14 protein-coding genes and 1 pseudogene are annotated in these 24,340 nt (G+C 56.2%); 6 read left to right on the forward strand and 9 right to left on the reverse strand.

The window, feature by feature from the left end:
• Positions 1-13: 13 nt before the first annotated feature.
• A pseudogene (locus AACL53_RS19565) lies at positions 14-193 on the reverse strand (undecaprenyl-diphosphate phosphatase); the annotation flags it as partial.
• 303 nt (positions 194-496) lie between these two features.
• Between AACL53_RS19565 and AACL53_RS19570 the strand changes: the two are divergent.
• Positions 497-1,159 (forward strand): transglutaminase-like cysteine peptidase, encoded by a 663-nt coding sequence (locus AACL53_RS19570; RefSeq protein WP_339086250.1) that lies wholly within the window; start codon positions 497-499, stop codon positions 1,157-1,159.
• Between the two features lie 1,490 nt (positions 1,160-2,649).
• On the opposite strand, the gene AACL53_RS19575 is transcribed toward AACL53_RS19570, so the two are convergent.
• The 3 genes from AACL53_RS19575 to AACL53_RS19585 all read right to left on the reverse strand — a co-directional run bounded on the left by AACL53_RS19575 (position 2,650) and on the right by AACL53_RS19585 (position 9,486).
• Positions 2,650-4,749 carry a carbohydrate porin gene (locus tag AACL53_RS19575; RefSeq protein ID WP_339086989.1) on the reverse strand — a complete coding sequence of 700 codons (2,100 nt, stop codon included), beginning with the start codon at positions 4,747-4,749 and terminating at the stop codon, positions 2,650-2,652.
• A gap of 298 nt (positions 4,750-5,047) precedes the next feature.
• Positions 5,048-8,269, reverse strand: coding sequence for an efflux RND transporter permease subunit (locus AACL53_RS19580; RefSeq protein ID WP_339086251.1), 3,222 nt, complete (start codon positions 8,267-8,269; stop codon positions 5,048-5,050).
• Between the two features lie 38 nt (positions 8,270-8,307).
• The gene (locus AACL53_RS19585) at positions 8,308-9,486 is read right to left on the reverse strand and encodes an efflux RND transporter periplasmic adaptor subunit (RefSeq protein WP_339086254.1); all 1,179 of its coding nucleotides are present in this window, start codon (positions 9,484-9,486) and stop codon (positions 8,308-8,310) included.
• Positions 9,487-10,331: 845 nt separating this feature from the next.
• Between AACL53_RS19585 and AACL53_RS19590 the strand changes: the two genes are divergently transcribed.
• Complete coding sequence (locus AACL53_RS19590; RefSeq protein WP_339086990.1) at positions 10,332-11,861, forward strand: efflux transporter outer membrane subunit; 1,530 nt, start codon at positions 10,332-10,334, stop codon at positions 11,859-11,861.
• Between the two features lie 96 nt (positions 11,862-11,957).
• Here AACL53_RS19590 and AACL53_RS19595 read toward each other — a convergent pair whose 3' ends face one another.
• The 4 genes from AACL53_RS19595 to AACL53_RS19610 all read right to left on the reverse strand — a co-directional run bounded on the left by AACL53_RS19595 (position 11,958) and on the right by AACL53_RS19610 (position 16,313).
• The gene (locus tag AACL53_RS19595) at positions 11,958-13,862 is read right to left on the reverse strand and encodes a potassium transporter Kup (protein WP_339086255.1); all 1,905 of its coding nucleotides are present in this window, start codon (positions 13,860-13,862) and stop codon (positions 11,958-11,960) included.
• A gap of 211 nt (positions 13,863-14,073) precedes the next feature.
• The gene (locus AACL53_RS19600; protein WP_339086256.1) at positions 14,074-14,787 is read right to left on the reverse strand and encodes an MgtC/SapB family protein; all 714 of its coding nucleotides are present in this window, start codon (positions 14,785-14,787) and stop codon (positions 14,074-14,076) included.
• A 5-nt stretch (positions 14,788-14,792) separates the two neighbouring features.
• On the reverse strand, positions 14,793-14,978 hold the full coding sequence (locus tag AACL53_RS19605) for a hypothetical protein (RefSeq protein WP_339086257.1): 186 nt from the start codon (positions 14,976-14,978) through the stop codon (positions 14,793-14,795).
• A gap of 711 nt (positions 14,979-15,689) precedes the next feature.
• The gene (locus tag AACL53_RS19610) at positions 15,690-16,313 is read right to left on the reverse strand and encodes a hypothetical protein (RefSeq protein WP_339086258.1); all 624 of its coding nucleotides are present in this window, start codon (positions 16,311-16,313) and stop codon (positions 15,690-15,692) included.
• 981 nt (positions 16,314-17,294) lie between these two features.
• Between AACL53_RS19610 and AACL53_RS19615 the strand changes: the two genes are divergently transcribed.
• The 3 genes from AACL53_RS19615 to AACL53_RS19625 all read left to right on the forward strand — a co-directional run bounded on the left by AACL53_RS19615 (position 17,295) and on the right by AACL53_RS19625 (position 21,526).
• Positions 17,295-19,031 (forward strand): ABC transporter permease subunit, encoded by a 1,737-nt coding sequence (locus AACL53_RS19615; RefSeq protein ID WP_339086259.1) that lies wholly within the window; start codon positions 17,295-17,297, stop codon positions 19,029-19,031.
• Between the two features lie 12 nt (positions 19,032-19,043).
• A complete protein-coding gene (locus AACL53_RS19620) occupies positions 19,044-20,351 on the forward strand; it encodes an AAA-associated domain-containing protein (RefSeq protein ID WP_339086260.1) in 1,308 nt (435 codons plus the stop codon).
• A gap of 80 nt (positions 20,352-20,431) precedes the next feature.
• A complete protein-coding gene (locus AACL53_RS19625) occupies positions 20,432-21,526 on the forward strand; it encodes a hypothetical protein (RefSeq protein ID WP_339086261.1) in 1,095 nt (364 codons plus the stop codon).
• A 336-nt stretch (positions 21,527-21,862) separates the two neighbouring features.
• Here the strand turns inward: AACL53_RS19625 and AACL53_RS19630 are convergent, their stop codons facing one another.
• The gene (locus AACL53_RS19630) at positions 21,863-23,443 is read right to left on the reverse strand and encodes an ATP-binding protein (protein ID WP_339086262.1); all 1,581 of its coding nucleotides are present in this window, start codon (positions 23,441-23,443) and stop codon (positions 21,863-21,865) included.
• An 84-nt stretch (positions 23,444-23,527) separates the two neighbouring features.
• Here AACL53_RS19630 and AACL53_RS19635 point away from each other — a divergent pair, with 84 nt between their 5' ends.
• Entirely contained in the window at positions 23,528-24,127 is a 600-nt protein-coding gene (locus AACL53_RS19635; RefSeq protein WP_339086263.1) for a response regulator, read from the forward strand.
• Positions 24,128-24,340 lie beyond the last annotated feature (213 nt).

The raw sequence follows: 24,340 nt of genomic DNA on the forward strand, positions 1-24,340 counted from the left end.
ATCCCAAGCGAACAGCGGAAAAAGGAGCGCCCGGATCACCCCAGCCTAACACTGCCGGGACAATGCGCATGTGAGCGCTTGAGGATATTGGCATCAGTTCAGTGATGCCTTGGACTGCACCCAAAGCGGCAGACTTGCCATAACCCAAATTAACAAAGCCAATGTCCAATCCCGAATGGCAGGTATCCGTCACGAGCGCTCTCGCTTTGCAAATCTGGTAGATTAAGCTTCGATCAGCGAGCTTTTGGGCCTCAAGATGAATTGATCGCGCTCATTCGCTTTCGAAAGTCGCGCGTATACCAGTATCGGATGTGGCTCCCGGCCGTTGGCAGGCCGAAGACCGGCCCCAGGAGACGATCATCGCGCTCGGCGCAGGCAATGCACCCGACCAAACAGCTAGTTCGTTCGGCCATGTTCGCGCCCGACTATCTTAGTCGTCTCTTAAGAAGCGTCGCCGATCCTGTCATTGAGGGACCGCGGTCAATGGATATTGGCGATGCGTTACGTCGTTCTAATGCTCGCGGCACAGCTTGCGTTGTTCAGTTCACAGTCAACGCGGGCCGATGAAAGCCTCACGCGTCCACAACAGGTTATTAGATCGCTTTTCATGCAGGAATACGGACCTGTCCAGGCTCCGCCGGCCTTCTATCGATTCTGTGTTGAGAACCCGAGCGAGTGCCTGCCACGTAGCGCAGCTCAGGGCTTTGTGGAGACCGTTAAAAAATTGGAGCAATTGGATGAGGTCAATCTCCGGGTCAATCGCACGATTGTGCCGGAGACCGATATTGAGCATTACGGCATTGAAGATTATTGGACCATCCCTACCGACGGCAAGGGCGACTGCGAAGATTACGCCTTAATGAAGCGGCACATTCTTATCGCAATGGGTTGGCCCGCGAGTGCGCTTCTGATGACGGTTGTCCGCATTGAGAACGGCGATGGTCACGCGGTGCTGACCGCACGGACCAATTACGGCGATCTCATCTTAGATAATCGATCGAATGAGATTGTGCCATGGTATCGAACGGCATACAGCGTCAAGATGAGACAGTCTTCTTACAACCCCAAGATCTGGGTCGACCTCGATCCGACCGATGACGTGCTCCCCGCTCCTATCGCTGTTCCAGATTTGGATGATGGCCTCACCCGCCTCCACTGAATTCGAATATCATTTCGCGGGATCCATAAGTCATCGAATAGTTGGACGGTCACCCATCGCCCGGCCCAGCCATTGTTATTTCGCCAAGTCGACGATCACAAACGCCTCGACAAGCGCTATCATTCCTAGCAGCCAAATAATCGGAGACGACCTCAAAAGTTTCTGTGCGAAGCCGCCGTTCTCGCTCGGAGACTTCAGGGTGCTGCGTGTGAGGACTATCGCGCGGCGGCGACCATCGATCTGGAGCACGACCGCTCAGACGATGTCGCGTCGCATCGGATCGCGGCGCCCATGCTCGTGTCGTGGGGAAGCCGCGGAACAGTGGGGCGCCAATTCGGCGTACTCGCATGCTGGCGGGAGAAGACTCGCGGCCTCCTCCAGGGCGACGCTCTCGATTGCGGACACTTTTCTTCCCGAGGAGCCACCTCAGGCGACACTCAAGGCTCTTCTGCAGTTCTTCGTCGATTGACATCGCTCAGACCAAACATCCGAGCGTGGGGCGATATTCGGAGTTCAAATGATTCCGCGAATTCTAGCGTCCGGCGCTAGCTAGTAAGCATGATTTGTGCAACCCGTCGGCTCACAAACATTTAAGCCTTGCCTGTAACATTTTTCGGCTGCGTTTCGCGAGGCCGCAGCCTCCGACCCTGCAGGGGCACCACTGACCGAATGCCATTTTGTCCGCGGCATGCTGTAACCGTAAGCACTGCAGGTCCAATAGCCGCCCTCGGCATAAGCTGCCGAAACATCAGCAGCTGCGGCGATGAGAAGAAAGGCTGGGAAGGCCAAGATCGTTTTATGGGTTATTATCCTCACTGAAATTCTCCATTAATCCGTGATTATTTGATCGGAATATTTTTGTTTTTTTGGATAAATGCATTCTCATCCGCACTCTCCTTTTCCACGGAAGCGCATGCTAAATGCGCAGAAACGCGTCTATTAAGGGCCGAAAGAGGCAGAACGCGCGCAATGTATTCTACCACGCCTTCATTGTCGGCTGCAGCTAATCCCAGTGGACTATGCTGATAGTGCTCGGCCTATTCCGTGTTGGCGGCATGCTATTTATTCTCCGTTTTTGGTCGTTGCGGCTCCGTTCGTTATGTCTAGTTCGAAAAATCCGATCGTAAGAAATTCCGAATTGCATTCGCGCGGGCCCGCGTGCGCCATCTTCGCCATCATGCTGGTCTTAAACTTTGTGCCGTCGGCAGGCGCAGCGGGCTCCAAGCCAGTTCGAGGAGGAACATTCCCTCCTGCGACTGCCGCGCAAGCACATCCGCCGGCGCCTCCGCGCAACTTCGGAGCTGCCGGGGTAAATACGCAGGTTCGACCTCCAGGCAGTCAACGGATCCGAATTGGAGGACCGCGCGTAGGGCCTCCTGTCATCAACGGCACCGCGGTTTTTAGAAAGCGATAATTCGCTAGTTTCTTATGTTACGGTGGATGGTGCAGATACGGCCGGACAGCGATCGATACGTTCCGCAGCAGTTGGCTCAAAACTGAGAGTGTAGTCTTCCGGAAAATACGGAAATCGGGCCCCGATCGCTATTGTATGCCGGATCTGAAATGAACTGATAGTCAGCTGTCAGCTTTGTGGACCCACAAAGCGCGTAGCTATAATAGGTCTCGAGAATCTTCTCCAGCGCAGGATGCGGCAGCTGGCCATCTCCAACGAGAATGCCTAGGCCGCCTGCGTTCAGGAATGCCTTGTGCACTCCAGAGATGTCGTTGATGGCGCCGCCCAAACCAAATTTATCATCCGGCCTGCCCCACTGTTTGCCGATCACTTGGACACCGCCAGATAGGGTTCTGTCTATATCGGTGAAATCCCAGGGCTCGATATTTCCATCGGCCCAGCCGGCACGCGCAAACGCACCAACCGAATCATTGATCTGTTGCTCCAGGTTGACACTGATCCCGGGGCGGGCTGTATCGCCGTCGCGAACCGCGTTGATGTCGGCGGGCTGTCCTGTCGCCTCGGATAGAGCAATGGCGTCGGCGAAGCGTCCGGCTCGGCCGTTACTTACGAATCCCGTGATCTTCAGTTTTCCTGGCTGGTCCCACAGCTTGTGACGCTCCTCGAGCTCGGCCACATATTGCAGCTGACTAAAATTCGGATCGAGATCGCCACCAAATGGGCTGGTTCCACCGGCCGGAGTGACCGAAAGATCGAAGATCCCGCCGCGTAACGTCCAACGATCCCAATACCATTCGGCAGCGGCGCCGTAGGTATAGCCCCAGCCATCACCAGCATAGTCAAACGTGCCAGCGTTGATGAGCGACCAGTTCAGGAAATCGGTCTTGGGACTGTTCGCATAGCTATTCGTATCGAAGAGATCGGCAACCGAAAATCGTCCGAATGTGAGCACGAGCCGGTCGGCCGTCTGCGTGGCTGAAAACTGATTTGTGTCGGCGTCAATTTTCTGAGATTCGCCTCCAAGGTCTATGGTTTGACGAAGGAAGAGACGTTGTATTCGAGCATAGGGTTGGTCAAAACCCAGCTTGTAGGCCTCCGCACTCGGGAAACCAGCGGCGCCATGCGTGTTGGCGAACCCGAAACCTTGATCAATCTCTGGATTGAACCAAAGCTCCGCGCCATGCCACAATCGCGCGCCAACAAAAAGCGTGAGGTCCCAGGTTTCCTCGGCATCCGGCGCGCCGGGCATACTGTTGGGTCCCACAAAGAGCGAATGGAAACCGGGATGCGCTTGCTCGACATACGTCGTCTGACCGTGGATCGCAAACCAGTCTGCGCCGAAGATTGGTTGAGCCGGCAAATGTTCCTTCGACGTTTCCGGATAATCGCCGAACTGATAGTTCAAACCTAGGCGAACCTGCTGAACAGTCGAACTCGCGTCAAACCGCTCTCCGACAGAAGAGAAGTTGGCGCTCGATCCGCTGAAGTCAGTAAAGAGGTATTCAACTTTGCCCGTCCAAGAAGGAATGAGTGGCACCTCGACGCCGCCGCCCACCGTCCATCCAGGACGCCACACAGCGCGCCTTTCACTATCGCCCGTGTCCGTAGAAAGTGTTGTCTGGTTATAGGTCCAAGCAAATCCGCCGGTGCCGTAGAGCAGCCAATTGGATAGGGCGTAACCGACACGTCCGCGAAGGCTTCCCGCCCACAGCGTGCTCTCGCTGTACGTCGCGTTGCCCGATCCAGAGGGGGAGAACGCAGAGCTTCCGCCGATCGAAATTCCATTGGAATTGGGATAGGCCGGAGCCATCATATCGGCTTCAACGCCGAGCATTGTTTGGCGGCCAAGCATATGATTGTGGCCGACCTCAATCCCTTCGAACCAACTTCCTGTCTCATTGAATGCGTCAAAAGCATTGTAGAGTCCGAAGGAACCATTGGCCACGCTGGCGGAACCTTCCGACGCGCTCCAGTCGGTACGGCCCCATGCCTGCCCGATGTAGCCGCCGACGTAGTAGCCGTTCCAATTTGGCGCTGTTGGATCTACAGGGTCCGCCCTGGCATCCGCCGCTGTCAAACCCGCGGCTACAATCAACACTGCAGCGTTGCCGGAAGTGGTTCCGGCAATACCGCTCCAAAATCGAAGGAGCTTCCACCAGGACTCTCGACCCATCATGCGCACGATAAATCCCCCTGAGACTCATCGCTCGACTCGTCGCCAGACCTGCAAACAGACGTGGCTGGCTCCGTTTTGCAGTTCGGCCAATTCGCTTAATGCAAACGGACTAATGCACGTCGAAAGCAATTAGGAAAATTCTCCCACACTCCCTTCAATCCGGGACGACATCGATCGAAGCCGAGTAAGTCCGATAGCGGAATTCTTTGACGGAGCAGAAGCAGAGAATCGAAGACGCACGAATGATCAGCGCCCGCCGAGTCGCGTGTAGAATACTAGTCGTTGCGAAATTCAGTGTCTACGCTGGTCCTTCGCCGGATGCAGGAGCCGCAGGTCGACCTTCAAGGAAATATGTAAGCAAGGCAGGCACGACGATAAGTAAGATGACCGGCCCTATGAACATCCCGCCAACAACCACTGTTGCGAGAGGTCGCTGCACTTGGCTTCCGATCCCTGTGGAGATTGCCGCAGGAAGAAGCCCGATGCATGCGGAAAGAGCCGTCATCAACATCGGCCGCATACGTTGCTCTCCCGCGCGATACATCGCATCGATTGTGCTCAAACCGGCGGCCTTCACCTCGTTATAATAAGTCATAATCAATATCCCGTTCATCACCGAGACGCCGAACAGCGATACAAAACCGACGGCCGCTGAAATGCTGAAATCCAAGCCGCTAAAGTAGAGCGCCAGAATACCGCCGCAGACCGCAAAGGGGATACCCGCGAGGACGAGGAGGCTATCTCGAAGCGAGTTGAACAGGCCGTACAGGAGAAAAAAAATCAACAACACACTAATCGGAACGATGATGGCGAGACGTTGCTGTGCCGTTTCGAGTTCTTCGAACTCGCCCGCCCAAAGAATGCGATAACCTTGAGGAAGCTTGACGTTCGCGGCGATCCGTTGCTTCGCCTCTGCGACTGTGCTGCCGAGATCTCTTCCGCGAATACTGAATTTTACGGGTATGTATCGTTGCGTCGCCTCACGATAAATAAATGAGGGACCATTCTCGATCTTGATATCCGCAAGCTGGCTTAGCGGAATGTAGGCATTTGTGCCGGCTGGGGTGGTGTAACCGACTTTGATCTTCCCGACCGATTCTAGGCTGCTGCGATCCTCCGGGGCCAGCCGGACAACGACTCCGAATTGGCGGTCGGCCTCGAGAAGGGTGGTCGCTTGTGTTCCGCCCAACGCCGCTTGAACGACAGTATTGACGTCACCAGCGTTCAAGCCGTAGCGCGCAGCGCGTTCTCGATCGATCCTTATGTTGAGGTTTGGTTGGCCAAGCACCCAGAAGACCGCCAAGTCATCGATACCCTTCACTTGCGCCAACTCGTGCTGCACTTGTTTCGCGAGCGTCTCCAGAATTTTCTGATCGCGGCCAATGATTTTGACGGAATTCTCGCCCTTCACACCTGACAGCGCTTCTTCAATGTTGTCCTGGATATACTGCGAAAAATTGAACGTCACTCCGGGCAACGCAGCGTTGAATTCCTGCTGCAGCTGATCAACGAGCGAATCCTTCGTCAGGCCAGACGGCCACTCATTAAATGGCTTTAGTGGCGCGAAAATCTCGACGTTGGAGAACGAAGAGGCATCGCTTCCATCATCTGGACGGCCGTGCTGCGAAACGACCGTGATGACTTCAGGATGGCGAAGCAATATTTCGCGCATCTTATGCACCATCGGCTCTCCCTCTTCGAGCGCGATCGTGGGTGGCATCGAAGCGCGGATCCAGAGGTTACCCTCTTCAAGATGGGGCAAGAATTCGCTGCCAAGCCGCGTCGCAACGAAAACACTCAGCGCGAGAAACGATAGTGCGATTAGAACCATCGTCCGGCGATGGAAGAGCGACCATCGCAACAGCGGAGAATACACGCGGCGAAGAACGCGAACGGTTAAAGTCTCGACGCCACGAACGTTATGAGGCACCAAATACGATATGAGCACTGGCGTAATTGTGAACGTCGCTATCAAGGCACCGATAAGTGCGTAGCCGTAAGTTCTGGCCATTGGCCCGAAGATCTGGCCCTCGACGCCTTGCATCGTGAACAGAGGAACGAACGCGGCGACCGTAATTGCCGCAGAGAAGAAGACGGGCTCTCCGACTTGCAGCGCGCTGGCGAGGATAATCCGCAGCCGATCAGTCCAAACACCAGCACCTTGAACCGGCCGCGTAGGATCCGCGCCGAAACGTCCTTCAGCGAGCTGAGTGAGGATCTGTTGACGCGTCTCGGCGCTGCTTTGAAGATTGCGAAAGACGTTCTCGACAAGAATCACAGCTGAATCGACGATGATGCCAAAATCGACAGCCCCGATGGATAGCAGATTTGCGTCCTCTCCGGTGAGGTAGAGCATGATGACGCTGAAAAACAGTGCAAAGGGAATATTCGTTCCGACGACAATTGCGCTCCGGAAATCGCCGATAAATATCCACTGAATTAGAAAAACCAGAAGGCATCCGAAGACGAGATTCTTCAGCACGGTACGCGTCGTGACATCCACGAGCGCAGTGCGATCGTAATACGGAACAAGCTTGACGCCGGCCGGGAGGCTTCCATCCGTATTGAGTTTTTCAACTTCGGCCTTGATGAGGGGCACAACTTCGTTGGTGTGATAGGTGCGCCCCATGACCACGATTGCCAAAGCCGTGTCATCGTCATGATCGCGGCCCGCGATACCGAGCCGCGGCCGATAACCTATCGAAACTTTGGCGACATCCTTCAATTGAACTGGAACGCCGTTGGTCTGTGATAAGACCACATTCTCGATATCTTTGACTCTATTGCCTTGGGTCAGATCAGTTTCGCCGCCGCTGTCGAACAATCCTATGCCGCGGATGTTGACGGACTGCTGGCCTACCGTGATTTCGCGCCCTCCTACATTGATATTTGAGTTTCCAAGAGCAGTTATGATTTGCGGGATCGTTACATTGTAGGCGTCAAGCTTATGGAGGCTGACCTCAACTTCGAATTGCTTCGTCGTGCCGCCCCAGGAGTTGATAGCAACGACACCCGGGACGGTGAAGAGCCGGCGGCTCACGATCCAGTCTTGGACGGTGCGAAGGTTGGTCAGGCCAAATTGCGGAGGGCCGACGACCTGGTAACGGTAAACTTCGCCAACCAAGCTGGATCCCTGAATTGTCGGCACGACATTATTTGGCAGGCTGACGTTCTGCTGAAGATTGAGAGCGGCCCGCGTGTAGGCTGTGTAATAATCGACCCCCCACGCGAATGTGACTCGAACGAACGATAGTCCGTAGAATGAGGTCGATCGGACGTTGACGATTCCAGGCGTGGAATAAAGTCCGACTTCGATTGGTATCGTGTAATAGCGCTCCATCTCTTCGGCCGAAAGCCCTGGCGCCTGCGCTGTAATCTCGAGAATGACGGGGGCTGGATTGGGATACGCCTCTATATTGAGCTTCGAAAACGCGGCAATGCCTGCGGCAAGGAAGACGAACAATCCCAAGAGGACTATGGGCCGACGAAGAAGTGAGAAGGCAAGAATGCTTCTAATCACGTCTTGCCCTTTCTAAGTCTTTTTGAGGCGCGACACGGTCAGGGTACATGCCCGACGGTCAACATGTTGCTCAAAAAGACCGCACCTTTGGTTACAACGAGCTCACCGGCGCTGACGCCCGATAGAATCTGCCAATAGCCTTCGTTCTGGAGCCCGACTTGGACCGTACGCTTCGTAAAACGTTGGCGATCGGAAGTAACCCAGATGCTCGTCGTGCCATCGCCTTCTCGAACCACACCGTCGAGCGGCATTGCGAGAGAACGAACTGGGTGGTCAATTTGAACAACGTAGTTTGCAAACATGCCGGATCGCAGTTCATGCGTCGGGTTATCGATCTCGGAACGGACGACGACACGGCGCGTGTTGGGATCGACTATGGGGCTTATGGCAGTGATCTTGCTTTCGAACGTCCGATTGGGAAAAGCATCGATTTTTGCGGTAACGGCTTGCCCGACGCGGAGGGCGGGAATGTCCGACTCTGAAACATTGGCCAACATCCACATAGTATCGATGTTCGCGACAGAATATGGCGCGGGCGCAGTTCCCGGTTGCACGAAGAGTCCAGGAGCCGCGTTCCGCGACGTGATTTGGCCACTTATCGGACAAGGCACGACGAGGATCGGATCCGGAGAGCGCGCCGCAATAGTGTGATCGATCTCAACGTCCCTCTTGCCAAACAGCCGGACGTTATTGCGCGCGGCGCGCAATGCTCCTTCTGCAGCCTGCTGGTCGGAAACGGACTGCTCTAGGTCCCTTTGGGCAATGGCATGAGATTTATAAAGATCTCGAAGGCGCGCTAGATTGCGATTTGCGAGATCAAGCAAGCCTGCAGCTGAAATCAGAGTCGATTCAGCCGCGAGCAAATCCGGGCTGTCGATCGTAAATAGCGTCTGACCTTTTTTAACATTGTCGCCCAATTTGGCGAATAGATCGACGATTCGACCCGGGTATGGCGTGAAGACTTGAACGGACAATTCCTCGTTAAAGTCGATACTGCCGATGACATCTTTTTCTTGAGGAAAGGCTCGCGCTTCAATCACTCCGACTTTTATGGCCGCCAATTGCGAGGCGGTAAGTGACAGGGTGTTAGCTTCGCTTTTCGGCGAGGCAACATGCTCGTCAGCCTTGGCTCCAACGCCGAGCCGTTCCGGCCAACCCCAATACGCAAACGTCACAACAGTGATCAACGCTAGCGCCAGCGCAGCGCGAATTCTCACGATTTGTTGCGTTGTTAATGGCATAATTGGTCGCCAGGCCGACAGTGCGCACGTTCACAAAAAATCTAAACGATCAGCCTGAACGCTCCGTCAACTGTAACAAATCGCAGCGTCGCGATCTGCCGCATCAGCAAATAGAAAGTGATTTTTAACTATCGGCTTGCGTGGACCTCTACGGTCCCATGACGTGGCGTACGCGTGCGCGGATATGCTTCGATCAAGGGCACGCGATCCAAAATTTTCGGAAACAAGTTATGGGGCCGGAGGGCGGCGGGTCCCACTTGCCCGCAATCTGCGAACATTGAAGGTCGATCTCATAGGGATGGACGTCAATTTGCTCGACGAGGCGATTAGCGCGAAAAGCGATTACGAGCGCTTCGCGCACGAGTATGACATTAGGTAAGCGCTGTGGATGAGGCTCGTAGCCAAAGCACCGAACACCGTTGCGCTCCAACCGTACGACGTCGGGTAGTCCGATTGTTTGCTCAACTTCTCGCGGCGTCATACCAAGCTGAAGTTGGCGCTCGCCGTTCGCGAAGGCGATTGCCGTCGTGGCGAAGACCGCAGCAATCAGGCAGATGAATTGACGCTGCATGGCCGTGCCTCGAAGGCTATTTGCACGCACTTTACGCACGATTCTCCGGCAAAGGTGCGGCATCGATCCGTACAAGAAGAATCCACCATGCATGTGTCCATAATTCCGCATCAGCAGCGTTTTGGCGCCACCTGCGTTGCCGACCGACGCCGAATCTGTCCCAACTCCGCATTGATCGTTTCGCCGAGTGGCCGCACGGCAAACAAGGAAGCGCTGCGCCGTGCAAGCTTTTCAAGATCGCCGCGGTCTCATGCATCGGTTGCTCGCTGTTCGAGCATTAGTGCCCTTCGCGTTTCCCATTCTTCTATTGAGTTTCTCGGGATGTGCGGTAGGGCCCAATTTTGAACCGCCAGGAGCACCTCCGACCGCTTCCGTGACGCCTCTGCCGGTGAAAACACCAGGCAAGGCTGGAAGCGAGAGCCAAACATTCGTCCATGATATGGATATTCGTGGCGATTGGTGGACACTATTTCGTTCGCCGGCACTCGATGGGCTGATTGCGAGAGCCCTGAGAGACAACAGCGACCTCGAAGCGGCACAAGCTGGATTACGTGTGGCCAATGCGAACGTTGCTGCGCAAAGGGGCTACTTCTATCCAACAATCGACGGCAACTACACGCCGAGTCGTCAGAAAGTAAGCAGCAGCGTACTCATCCCCTCCACACCGGGCGCAAACCCTTATTACACCCTCCAGACAGCACAGCTGACGGTCACCTACGCCCCCGATGTCTTCGGGGGCAATCGCCGTCAGGCAGAGGCGCTGACGGCTCAATCTGACGTTCAGAGATTTCAACTCGAAGCGACGTATCTAACTCTAACGTCCAATATCGCGCTTGCCGCTGTTCAGGAGGCGTCGCTGCGCGAGCAGATCGCTGCAACGCATAAGATCATCGCAATTGAGCGGCGCCTTTTGGAACTCGTGCAACGCCAATTCAATGCCGGCCATGTTGGGCTACTTGACGTGGCCGCGCAAAAGGCGGCGCTAGCACAAGCAGAACAAACCTTGCCTCCGCTTGAAAACAGTTTGATCCGTCAACGCGACCTGCTCATCGCCCTCTCTGGTCACTTCTCGGGTGAAGGATTGCCCGAACGTTTCGATTTTAGCTCAATTCGGCTGCCTTCTGAGCTCCCTGTCAGCCTTCCGTCGACATTGGTTCAGCAACGGCCAGATGTGCGCGCTGCAGAGGCGAATTGGCATGTGGCGACGGCTCACGTCGGTGTGGCGATTGCAAATCGTCTACCCCAATTCAGCATGAACGGAACAAACATCGGCCGGCAATCAGCGTCGTTCGCCGAATTTTTCTTCTGCGGCGCGCCTTGTACGTTCTGGACCATCACTGGCAGCGTAACGCAGCCGCTATTCGACGGTTTCACGCTCGAGCAACAGCAACGTGCCGCAGAGGCGGGTTTAGACCAAGCAGCCGCCCAATATCGCAGCACTGTCATTACCGCGTTCCAAAATGTCTCTGACGCGCTCCAAGTTCTTGAAGGTGACGCGCGAGCGTTACGCGCTGCAGAAGCCTCTGCGAAGGCCGCCGACTTGAGCCTCAAACTAACGCAAAAGCAGCTCGAACTCGGGCAAGTGAGCGTGCTGCAAGTGCTTACCGTCCAGAACACCTACGAGCAGGCAATCATCAGTGAAATTCTGGCAAAGGCGAACCGGTATGCGGACACCGTCGCGTTGTTCCAAGCACTGGGCGGAGGTTGGTGGAATCGTTCGGATGTCGACGCCGACGCAATTGGGGACTGGTTTTTTCACACGGCGATCAGCTGGTACTGATCGCGCAAGTTCGATGATGTCGCCAGTTAACCCCTTGCGTCATTAGGTGGTTGTCTGCTCGCGATGGCCACGCAGACGTAATCGCGCATGATCGTCCTAGATGGCGACCTGCCTGCCGATCTCGATGAGGCGGTCGCGCGGGAAATTGAATGCGTCTGAGAGATGCATGGCATTGCGATGCAAGAGCGCGAAGATGGCGACGAGCCATTTCGGCAGGCCGCTTCCGTCCTCTCGCGAAACAACCGTTTCGACCGCCACATAATATGTCACATCGGCGAGGTCCACGCCGCAACCGCGCTTCGTGAGATCATCGAGCAGTCGCACCACATTCGGTCGCTCGAGAAATCCATACTGTGCGTTCACACGCCAGAAGTTTGGAGCCTCGAGAGTGAGTGTGGCGCGGTTCGCATCGTCTACCCAGGGTATCGGTTGAGTTTCGATCGTCAGGGAGACCACCCGTTCTTGCAATGAATGGGAATGGTCGACATACCATGAGATGAGCGGCGGCGTTTCCGTTTTCACGCGACTTAGGAATACCGCGGACCCTCGAACGCGGGAGACGCCCGCTGCGGGCAGCCCTGCAAGAAACGGCGTCAGAGGGATTTCTCGCCCGCGCAAACGATCGCGTATGGCCGTCTGCCCGACGTGCCAGATGTACATAACGGCATAAACGGACGCCGCGAGAATGAGCGGAACGTATCCGCCGTCAGCTATCTTGACGAGATTGGCGGCGAAAAACGTGGCGTCGACAGTCAAAAAGACGCCGGCCACAATTGCCGCTTTGATCAGGCTCCAGTGTAGAATTTCGCGCATCGCCATGAACAGGAGGACGCTCGTCATAAGCATGGTTGCAGAGACGGCGATGCCGTATGCCGAAGCCAGATTGTCCGATCTTTGAAATGCGAGCACGAGGCCGATCGTTACCAGCATAAGCAGCCAGTTGACGGCGCCGACATAGATCTGGCCGTATCCTTCCTCAGACGTTTGCGTAACGAACATACGCGGCATCCAGCCTAGCCGGATCGCTTGCCGCGTCATCGAGAACGCACCGGAAATGATCGATTGGCTCGCGATGATTGTTGCCAACGTCGCCAAGATGACGAGAGGAAGAAGCATCGAATCAGGGCAGAGACGGAAAAAGATGTTGTCGTCGCTCGCGCCGTTATCAAGAATATAGGCGCTTTGTCCGGCATAGGAGAGGAAGAGGGCCGGAAAAACGATCGCGAACCAAGAGAGACGAATGGGCGTCGCACCGAAATGGCCCATGTCAGCATAGAGTGCTTCAGCGCCTGTTACGCATAGGAAGACTCCGCCAAGCACCAGAAAGCCGCTGACACCGCTTATCGCCAGGAAATGGATCGCATACATCGGGTTGATGGCGGCGATGACGGAAGGATGGCGGAAGATCGCTATAAGCCCGAGTACCCCGATCGCGACGAACCAACAAAGCATGATCGGACCAAAGGCACGGCCAATTCGCGCCGTCCCCAGTGGCTGGATAAGAAACAACGCAACGAGTAAGCCAATCGTGAGTGGCAGAATATAAGGCGCGACAGACGGCGCCGCGCGCTCCAGGCCTTCAACGGCCGACAAGACAGAGATTGCGGGAGTGATGGCGCCGTCACCATAGATGAGTGCCGCGCCGAAAAGACCTGCAGCAATGATCATCGGCCGTCTATGACCTTTGATGCCGATCAGAGACATCAGCGCCAAGATCCCCCCTTCGCCGTCGTTATCGATCTGCATCGCGACCATCACGTACTTGATGGTCGTAATGATTGTGAGGGTCCAGATGATGAGTGACAGGCAGCCGAGAACTACCTCCGGATCGGATTTGCCGCCAGCTAGCGTCACAACAGTTTTCAAGGTGTATAAAGGGCTCGTTCCAATATCCCCGAAAACGACGCCAAGGGAAGCTAGACCAAGAGCAGCCAAACCGGATTGCTTCACCGGCACCTGATTGATCATCTCCACGCCGCTTTTTCCGCTTGTCGTCAGCATTCAATCTCGCGCCCACATTGCTCATCTATCGACTAGTGCAAAACGTGACGAAGCAGCAGTAGTTCTAAAGTTCGATGTTAGCATGTCGATCGGAGGTCAGCGTCCGGCCCTGGAGGCTCGTTACGAAGTTCCACGTCGCGCGCCACTGGAGTTTACTCTCATTCGTGCTAATTTTTATCGTGACGCACACTGACCGTATCGCTCTAATACTTCATTCTTCCGAAATCGTGCGGTCGACTTGCCAACTTGCCGCCGTCACGTGTGGCTCGAGGCTTAGCCGTCCGACGACCTGTTCAAGAGATGCATCGTTGCGTTTCTCGGCGACCGCCTGCGCCGTGACGGTCACCTTCAAAGTCTCGGGAATGTCCTCACTGTCGATGCGCCGGAGGCCGAGCCCGGCTTGGGAAAGCGCATGCAGGAGGAGTGATCGCATGTGTGCCTCCTCTGCACCCTTGCACGTGACCTCGACCGTGTAATGCGTTTCGACGTCGGTTGACATCAAAGCTCGCGTATTGAGACGTTGAACCAGCGGTCGCAGTATGAGGTTTGTGGTGATGACGAGGAAAGCCGCCACCACGCTTGGAATCCAGAAGCCGCCCCCCGCAAATGTGCCGACCATGGCGGAGCACCAGAGAGTCGCCGCGGTGTTCAGTCCATGGACGTTGACGCCCTCGCGCAGGATGATGCCGGCGCCGAGGAAGCCGATGCCGGAAACCACCTGAGCGGCGATCCGCGTCGGATCTCCCTGCCCCACCATCGCCGAAAAGACGACAAAGCCGGAAGCACCGAGCGCCACGAGCGCGTTCGTTCTGAGCCCAGCCATCTTCTGGTGCCATTGGCGCTCAAAGCCGATGGCTGAGCCAAGGACGAGAGCAAGGCCGAGCCGAAGGAACGGTTCGAGAGCACCCACCGAGTTCGGTTCCATAGCTGTCAGTCCTGACCTAAGATCGTCAATTGAATGACACGTACACGCACGAGTCCCACGGCGATAATCCGATAAACCCGTAAGACGGTGATCCTGATGTGCTTGGCGCGCGAAAGCGTGGACGCCGGCAACTCGGCGCCCGTCGCCATGTATGTCGTTGCACCGACGGGCCAACTTAAGCCGTCACTCATATCGGCACTCCTCCATCAGGCCGCACGCAGAACCGTAGGGCCGTTGGCGGCCGGGTGGTTTACGCGCAAGCGCCTACTTCCCGGTTCCTCGGCGTCTTGACTGCTCCACGCGCAAGAAAGCCGCCCCGTGCAGGGGTCGACCTGCCATCTGCACACCAGTTGCGTGCGCACGGTACGAGAGACTTCAAATGCATCTTGGACGAGGGTTTGCCTCATCCGCAGATGCCGACCCTTTTCGATGAAAATGATCTTGTTCATCGCTCACCTCCATTGCCGTCAAACACGGCCAGAGATGAGCTGCGCTACAGAGCTAGGCTTCTGCCGTGCCCCTTGCACCCTCTCCGAAACCGCGAGCGGCCTTGCTATGTGCTGGCCTCCATGCCGCGACCAACGCCGCGTGAGGGAAGCCGAAGCTGCTACTGCCCATGTCTCTTTCGGTAGGATTGTTGAACTGTCCGCCGGCACAAAGGGCCAGCCGATACGACAAAAGTACGAACTGCGCCAGTCGACCGCGGCTGTGGTCCAACTTTTGGCAGACGCCAGTGCTCAATGAAGGCCGAGTGCTCGCGTTTCAATAGACCAATCGACCTAAGACGAAGACGACCGTCCTCGCGGGATGATTCCCAAAATGTGCCCCGTTGCGGAAACGCAGGCCCAACGCGCAGCGACGGTCCTGTCAGCTCCTGGCGCGATACAGAAGAAATCGCCCCGTCAGGACAGCCCCCGGGCGTTGAGCGTTTCAAAGATTATTTGTGGATCATCCTCGGACTCAGGCTTGATGACGACGAACTGTAGGGATGTCCGCATCGCCTGGACGATCGAGTGTATCCGATTGACCTTCTCGTCATCCGTCGCCGCCTCCGCGACGAAGTCCTTCGTGCGGACGCCCACTTTCAATATGTCAGGCAAGGTATCGAGATAGACAGACTGCGTTATCGGAGAGAGCGTCTGCTTGGCCGCCTGAATGATGCCGGCCTCCAGGCTGAGTTGCGGATAGATCTTAAGTCTGTTGGTCGGACACTTCGCGAGTAGGTTTCGTGCTCGCTGCACGTGTTCGTCATCGATCTTCTCGACAGGAGTCGACTGGCCGATGATTTCGCAGAGGCAGTCGGCGATAGCAGTGATCTTATCGAGACGCTTCTTGCTGACATTGTTGGCGTCGAACTCTTCGGTCTTCTCTGCGAGGTAGATATCTTGCAGCTGCCGAAAAAGCATGCTCGGCTTGGCGTTGGGATCAAACAATTTGTCAAAGAACGGCAGGTCGTGGCGATCTTCGTACCGATCGAGCCTGCGGCGCGTGATTTCGAGCAGTACCCCGCCGTACGATTTCGGCAAACTGCGTATCGATTGTCGGATCGTTGTTCGTCGTATCGGCCTGAGCTAGAACGCGTCGCTCTACGACGTTACCGAGCTGGACCTTTGGGCCTCCGCCCTTCTGAGCCAGCCAAGGCGCTCGACTGCATTTTGCTGGCAACATAGATCTCGCCAAACTTTTGGTGCGCATCGACGACTTGCTCAGGTGCGTGGCGATCCCTGACGAAATCATCCGCGACCTGGTGGAGCGGCACGAAGCGTGGTTCACCGACCAGCTTTAGGTTGGGGCCGATCCAAAGATAATTCCCGGCATAAAGGCGATGGATTGGGTAGAACGGGTTATTCTTTTAGAGATACCAAAAATTCCGGTTCGTTGCGACTTCTCATGGCTTAAGGGAAGTTTAGGCAAATGCGCGTGAACCCCGTCCCACCAATTCCACCCGAGGCTATCTGGAATAACGTCGGCTGAGACTGAACCGCTTTTGCGTTGCCAGCGGGACGATGACAGTTCAGTTCTGCTGGCCGCGCCGGTTTCGATCATGTGCTTCCTGCCGCGATCGCCGAAGGGCATCAAAGCGGGCGGTATACAGTGGAACAACTTGTTCCGCCTTACCTCCAACCGGTCTGCGAGAGCTTCGATTCAGCAAAATCCCAAAAGCCGACATGCGGTGGAACGCGAGCGTTCACACCGGCCACTACAGCGATGATGTCCGCATAGCGATGGATGGCAGACTTCGACTGCTATCTCAAAACGACCGCAAGTGCCCCATAGCGGACTTTGGTCACGCCCTACGCCCTGTGGTGAGAAACCAAAACAGCCTTGGTACCTGGCCTTAGTGACAATGGGGCTTGAGCGTTGTCCAAGCGTACATTCGTCAGCGCTCAGGGTTCCGCATGATGTCCGCGACCGCTGGTGCTGCGTCTAGGCTATATGGCCTCTTGCGCCAATCTTCATCGGCGTGGCATCCCCTCGGCCGGTAGTCGCCTAGGTTCAGTTTCGCTATGACATTCAAGTGGCCTGAGCTGCCGCCGATAAGTCGGCGCGTGGCGCCGAATATTTGGGATTTTGCTGCTTTTGCGCTGATAATCGCTGTTTTCGTGGCGGTGGCAGAAGCGTCGCGCGGGATGGTGATGCCGCTGCCGCCGACCGGCACATCTGCGGTCACGCTCGACTACGTGAACTTGCCCTATTATGCCTTGCGCACGACGGCTCGCATGTTTCTTGCCCTCGGTGCATCGTTTCTTTTTACGTTCACCTATGCGACGCTCGCCGCAAAGAGCCGCCGTGCCGAGATGGTGCTCATTCCCCTTCTCGACGTTCTTCAATCCGTGCCCGTACTGGGTTTTCTGTCCTTTACGGTGACCATTTTCCTTGGACTCTTTCCGGGAAGCATGCTCGGCGCCGAATGCGCCGCGATCTTCGCGATCTTCACAAGCCAAGCCTGGAACATGGCGTTCTCATTTTATCAATCGCTCCGCACAGTACCGAGCGACCTTGAGGAAGTGACACGCGGCTTTCGACTATCGGCTTGGCAGAGGTTCTGGTTTCTCGATACGCCATTTGCAGTGCCAGGGCTTCTCTGGAACACAATGATGTCCATGTCAGGAGGCTGGTTCTTCGTCGTCGCGTCCGAGGCAATCACTGTCGGAGATACCACCATCCAGCTGCCTGGTATCGGCTCTTATCTGGCTCTCGCCATCGATCAGAAGCGTATCGATGCGGTTGGCGCTGCAGTTCTCACAATGCTCGTTGTCATTCTGGCGTACGACCAATTGTTATTCCGGCCAATCGTTGCGTGGGCCGGCAAGTTTCGGGTTGAACTTTCGGCAGCTCAGACGAAGGAAGAGTCTTGGGTTTTGCGGCTTGCCCAACGAACACGTTGGTTTCGGTCGCTGACTGAAATGATCGGTGACCGGTTCTTGCGGTTGGCATATTTCCGCCCGAAGGTGCGTGCTCCGCGACTACCCGTTGCAGATCTATCCGCGTCGCTCTCACGGATCATTGATCCGGTTTGGTTTGCCATCATTGGTCTCGTGGCAGTGTGGGCGGTCGCGAAGATCTATGCCTTCGTATCTACCGAGCTGTCATGGGGCGATTTCCTGGAAACGATCGGCCTCGCCGCTTTAACAATGGTGCGTGTCGTCGTTCTGCTGGCTCTTGCCACTCTTTTCTGGGTCCCAATCAGCGTCTGGATTGGTCTCCGACCGCGGGTCGCCGAAAAGATCCAGCCCCTCGCGCAGTTCCTCGCAGCGTTTCCCGCCAACGTCATCTTTCCGATTGCGGTTATCGCGATCCTAAAGTTCAGCCTCAATCCCGATATCTGGCTCAGCGTGCTGATCATATTCGGTACGCAATGGTACATTGTGTTCAACGTTATCGCCGGCGCAGCAGCTTTTCCCAATGACCTCAAGGAAGCTGCTTCGATCTTCCGAGCGAAGGGGTGGCAATGGTGGCGCAATGTCATTCTGCCGGGCATTTTTCCATACTACGTTACCGGCGCGCTGACTGCTTCCGGAGGATCATGGAATGCCAGCATCGTGGCGGAATACGTGAAATGGGGAAATGACAAGATCGAGGCGCATGGGATTGGCGCTTATATCGCCAAGGCCACCGAAGCCGGAGACTATCCCAAGATCGTGCTCGGGGTCGCCGTCATGTCGGCATTCGTCATCGTATTCAACCGGCTCTTTTGGCGACCGCTTTTCGGATTTGCCGAGCGCCGTCTGCGACTCAACTGATGGAGTGGCACCATGCTCGACGCACTGTCTGATCCTCTTCTTCAGATCCGGCACGTCAGCCAGCGCTATCGCAAAGCATCGGGCGAGGAAGGCGTGCCGATCCTCGATAATATGAACCTCACCTTGAACGAGGGTGAGATCGTGGGCTTGCTTGGCCGGTCGGGTTGCGGAAAGTCATCCCTGCTCCGGATCGTGTCCGGTCTGATGCGGCCGTCTTCGGGCGAAATTCGTTTTCAGGGCCGTCCCGTGGAAGGACCGGTCGGGGGCATCGCGATGGTATTCCAGAGCTTTGCTTTATTCCCCTGGTTGTCGGTGCTGGAGAATGTGGAGTTCGGATTGCGCGCCCTGTCCGTTCCCGAGGAACTGGCGCATCGGCGTGCGCTCTCCGCGATCGATCTCATTGGCCTCGACGGATTTGAAACCGCCTATCCCAAAGAACTCTCCGGCGGTATGCGCCAGCGGGTCGGGTTCGCTCGCGCCCTCGTCGTCAATCCGAGCCTATTGTTGATGGACGAGCCATTCTCTGCACTCGACGTGCTCACCGCCGAGACGCTACGAACGGATCTTTTGGATCTCTGGTGTGAAGGCCGGATGCCGATCAAGTCTATATTGATGGTTACGCATAACATCGAAGAAGCGGTGCTTATGTGCGATCGCATCCTCGTGCTGTCTTCCAACCCTGGCCGCATTGCCGCAGAAATAAAAGTTCCCCTCCTTCACCCGCGTAATCGGCTCGATCCGGAGTTCCGCCAGCTCGTTGACTTGATCTATGCGCGCATGACGCAGCGTGCCGATTCCAAAACCCGCGAGGGTAACTTTCCGGGTCTTGGGCTCGGCATGATATTGCCGCGCGTTTCTACCAACACGCTCGCCGGGTTACTGGAAGCGCTGATTGGACCACCTTTCAACGGTGCCGCCGATCTGCCGCATCTCGCAGAAGATCTTCAGCTCGAAATCGACGAACTCTTCCCCGCGGCGGAAACTCTGCAGTTGCTACGCTTTGCAGAGATAGAGGCCGGAGACATCCGTGTAACACCCGCAGGGAGGAAGTTTGCGGAAGGGGACGTTGATGCCCGCAAGCGCCTGTTCGGAGACCACTTGCTCGCTTACCTGCCGCTGGCGGCACGTATTCGACGTGTGCTCGACGAGCGACCAACGCACCAGGCTCCGGCAGACCGCTTCAGGCAGGAACTTGAAGATCACATGAGCGATAAGGCAGCGGAGCGCACTTTGAATTCCGTGATCAATTGGAGCCGTTATGGCGAGCTATTTGCCTTCGACGATACGGCCCAAGTTTTTAGCCTCGAAAATCCACAGTAGTGTTGAGCCGACGCTGTCGTCCGGCTCGCTTTAGAGGGAGTGCGGCCAGGGTCCGAAACGATTCCGAAAATGTCAGCCAAATGGGTAAGGTTCTAGCCACTCAAAGCATAACTCCTGGTTGGCCGCCCCATGGGTTCCGCGTCGGCGTCGAGGACGTATTCATCCTGCCGCTCGTCGCAGTCGCATTCGCGGTGAATGTAGTACTGCGGGGATTGCTCAGGATCTTGATCAACATCATCGACGGGCTCTTTCCACTTCTCCTGCAGGTGATGCGGTTTCCACTGTTCACGAGTCGCATTCTCGGCGATGGCATCGTCGCCCTGCTCAAAAGCATCATGCAAATTCTACCCATCGGCGAGATGCGGCGACAGGCATTGAGGGACTTCATCGGCCGGAACTGGGCGTGGCTTCGCCGATACCTCAGTTACCGAGTGTTTGAAGAGCGGCTGCATGACGCCTTCGAAAACGCTATGGCGTCGGTGTTCAGGAAATGCCGGAAGTCGACCCCGCTGGCGGCGCTGCTGATGCTCATCGGCGCGGTATTGTGGCTTCCGATCTCGTTCGCAGTGGCAACATTAATGCACACCTTGCTGCTGGCGTGGGCGGCATCGCTGCCGTCCTGGATGCAGTTGTTACATCCCGTGGCGACCGTGATTGCCAAGAGTAAACTCCTGGTGCTGCCTGTCTATCCGGCGGCGTGGCCGCAGGCAAAGCAACATCCGATCGTGCAGGCTATGTTCAGATCGTGGCGCTATCTCCTGACGGTATATCTGGTGCAAAAGACCGGCTTTCGCTATCGCCAAACTGAGTTGGCGGCTGCCCGGGCCGCTGGAGTTTGCAGTGCCGCCGCCTCGGCCATTGGCGCGAGCCAACTGCTTCGTCTGCTGCAGGCGGGAATCAAGACCACCGCAGCCATTATCGGTTATTGGCTACGGGCACTCCTGGCCAGCACGATCGCCACGTTGGCGCCGCTCTCATTGTTCGGCGGCATCGTCCGGCGCCTTGTGGAGCGTTATGAAGAAGTGAGCCGCCGGCCAACCGAGCCATTAAGCGACAAGGTGGGTGACTTCTTCGCGCGCTGGTCGATCAAGTTCTCGGCGGAGTACTACGAAGCCAGGGAGCGAGAAGGGAATGGCCATTCGGGAGGTGATCTGGGCGCGGCCGATCGACAATAGCGGAAAACTATAAAGCCTCGAGGGCGGAAACGGGCAGCAGGCCAGGGATGCCTCCGTGCACCAATGGGCGGCGGATCTGACAACCCTGCTACGACAAGCTGGACAACTGCCTCGGGCGTTAGCGGAAGAGCGGAGCGATGAGCGGCGCGAGCTCCATTGCCCAAAGTGCCAGCAGGGGGCACCGTTCGTTTCGATGGCTGTCTTTGTATGCGTGCGTACGTTGGGCTAGCGTTTTTCAGCTCAAAGTATCGAGTGTCCGATATCCAGACGCACGCCTTTCCGCTGACACAGCGATAGCAGACATCCGATCGGCATCGACCGCAACGCCGCCCGTGCTCAGTTAGCCACGGCGATTTCGGGTTGAGGCATGGCCGGCAAATGATCGGGCAGCCAAACGGTGAAGCGCGACCCCTCGCCTACCTTGCTACTTACATCGATTTTGGCTCCGTGCGAATCCAGCACCATTTTCACCAAGAAAAGGCCCATGCCCGTGCCGACAATACTTGCCACATTGCTTCCGCGCCGGAAACGCTCGAACAATCGATCGCGATCTTCTTCCGGTATGCCAATGCCGCGATCGATAATCGATACCGATACGCCACCCAACGCCTTTTTCGCTTCGACTTGAATGCCGCCGCCATCCAGCGAGTATTTGACAGCATTCGCAAGAAGGTTGCTGAACACATAAAAAAGCAGTGTCTGGTCGCCGACGACCTTGAGATCATGTCCCGCATAATGTTCGGTGATTTGTGCGATTGGCGCGAGGTCGCGGTGGAGCTGAGCGACTTCCGCCAAAAGTTGGCGAAGATCAATTTCAGATTTCGCAAAATCGGGGGTTATGCCCTCCAAGACACGCGACGAAGTTAGGAGGTTGTTGATCGCATGAACCATACGCGAGACGGCCGACCTTATTTTGCCGGCGCGTCCCGCGACCTCGGTGGCATCCAAGTATGGCGAAAATTTCAAGAGTCGGCGCGCGTGACCGTCGATTATCGTCAAAGGCGTACGGAACTCGTGCGAAGCCATCGACACAAAATTCCGCTGATTGGCTACAAGCTTTTGCTCCTGGAGCAAGCGCTCGCTCAGCATTGAGGCTTCGTTCGCGAGAATGGCGCGGCTGCGCATGAGGTCGATGGCGTTGCTTCGGAATACAACGGCGGCCCGCGCCATTTCCCCTATTTCGTTTTGCCAGAGGGTGCCCGGGATCTCGATGCCGGTGTCGTTTCGAGCAAGCCGATGCATACAATCGGTTAGCTGCCTCAGCGGGAGCGATATCAGACGCCGGATGTAGAGAAGCGCAGCGGCGACGATAGCAGCCACCACGGAAATGGTAAGCCAGATCAGTGAAAGTGAAGAGCTATATCCGCCACTCAAGCGTGCCTTGGCGGCTTGTGCGTTGTTGACCGTTTGGTCGGTCAGGACGTCGAGCATATGGCTTTCCGACACGTAGGTTGCGCCTGATGAGTTCATATAGGCGGCGATCGCTCGTGTCTTCTGACCCGTCAGCACCAGGGCTCGCTGACTTATCACCAATTCTAGGTATTTCTCCCATTCCCTTTTCCAAGTCCGATAGACCGTGAAATCCGCTGGTTCGTGAGGAAGGGCCTCGAACCGATGCGCAGCGTCGTCAACAAGTTCGGTTAGCTGTTTCATGTCCGCGGTGACATTCTCAAGCTCTTCGTCAGTGGACGCGAGAAGATACGCGCCTTCCATCGCTCGGAAATCGGAGGTGTAATTATTGAGGTCACCGATTGCGCGGGTGGTCGGCAGCCATTCGTCGGCGACTGCGGCGGAGAGCCTATTGAGATTGTGCAGGAGCGAGATACTAAAGAGGCCAAGGAGCATAACAAGTCCGAGTATGCAGAAGAAAATCAGTGCGAGCTGCATTCTTATGGACGTGAGACGCGGCTTTAGCATAGGGCTTCCCTGCCGATGACCGGGGTCTTTGACAACGCAGGACGAACTTGATCATATTCTCGGCGAAGGAGAAATGGCTCCATCATGCGATCCGAGACCAAAAAAATCCTTTGCATTGAGGATGATCGCGAAACCGCCGCGCTCATCTGCGAGGAATTAACCGACGCCGGTTACCAGGTGCTCTTAGCTCACGATGGGCATCAAGGTCTCAAGGCAGTGCTGACCCATTCGCCGGACCTCGTTTTATCGGACATCAGTATGCCTGTCATGTCGGGCTTCGCGGTTCTGGAGCGACTGACGGCCTTATCGCCGCGCTTCTCGGAACTGCCATTTGTATTTCTGACAGCACTGGCCGATCGCGAAAGCGAGCTTAAGGGCCGGAGACTTGGCGCCGACGATTACGTAATCAAGCCGATCGATTTCGAGATTCTCCTCACTATGATTGCAAGGCGGCTTGGCGCGAACCCGCGAAAAACGTTGGCGCCCCATCCCATCACGGATCGCGAAGCCGAGATTCTCGCGTGGATTGCCCGCGGGAAAACTTCGTCGGAAATCGCTTATATCCTCGGCCTTGCCAAGAGAACGGTGGACTTTCACGCAGATACCGCGCGCGTAAAACTCAATGTTTCAACGCGCACGGAAGCAGCGGTCAAAGCCGCGCTCCAAGGCATCATAAAGACCTGAAGGAAGACGGACCTAGCGGATTTTTCGTATCGCGCGACCGTCGATGACCGCAGGACCAACGTGAATCTGGCCAACGAACATCCGTTTCCCTGACAGCTGCCGCGCCGACGAATTTCCTACTGGAATGGCAGTTTTGCGCTCGAACCTCTGTGTCGCTGATGCCCTTGGTGTTCGCGTCGCAGATTCTTTCGCGCTTGGCCGTGTGCCTTCAGC

It is taken from the genome of Hyphomicrobium sp. ghe19, assembly GCF_902712875.1.
Lineage (GTDB): Bacteria > Pseudomonadota > Alphaproteobacteria > Rhizobiales > Hyphomicrobiaceae > Hyphomicrobium_B.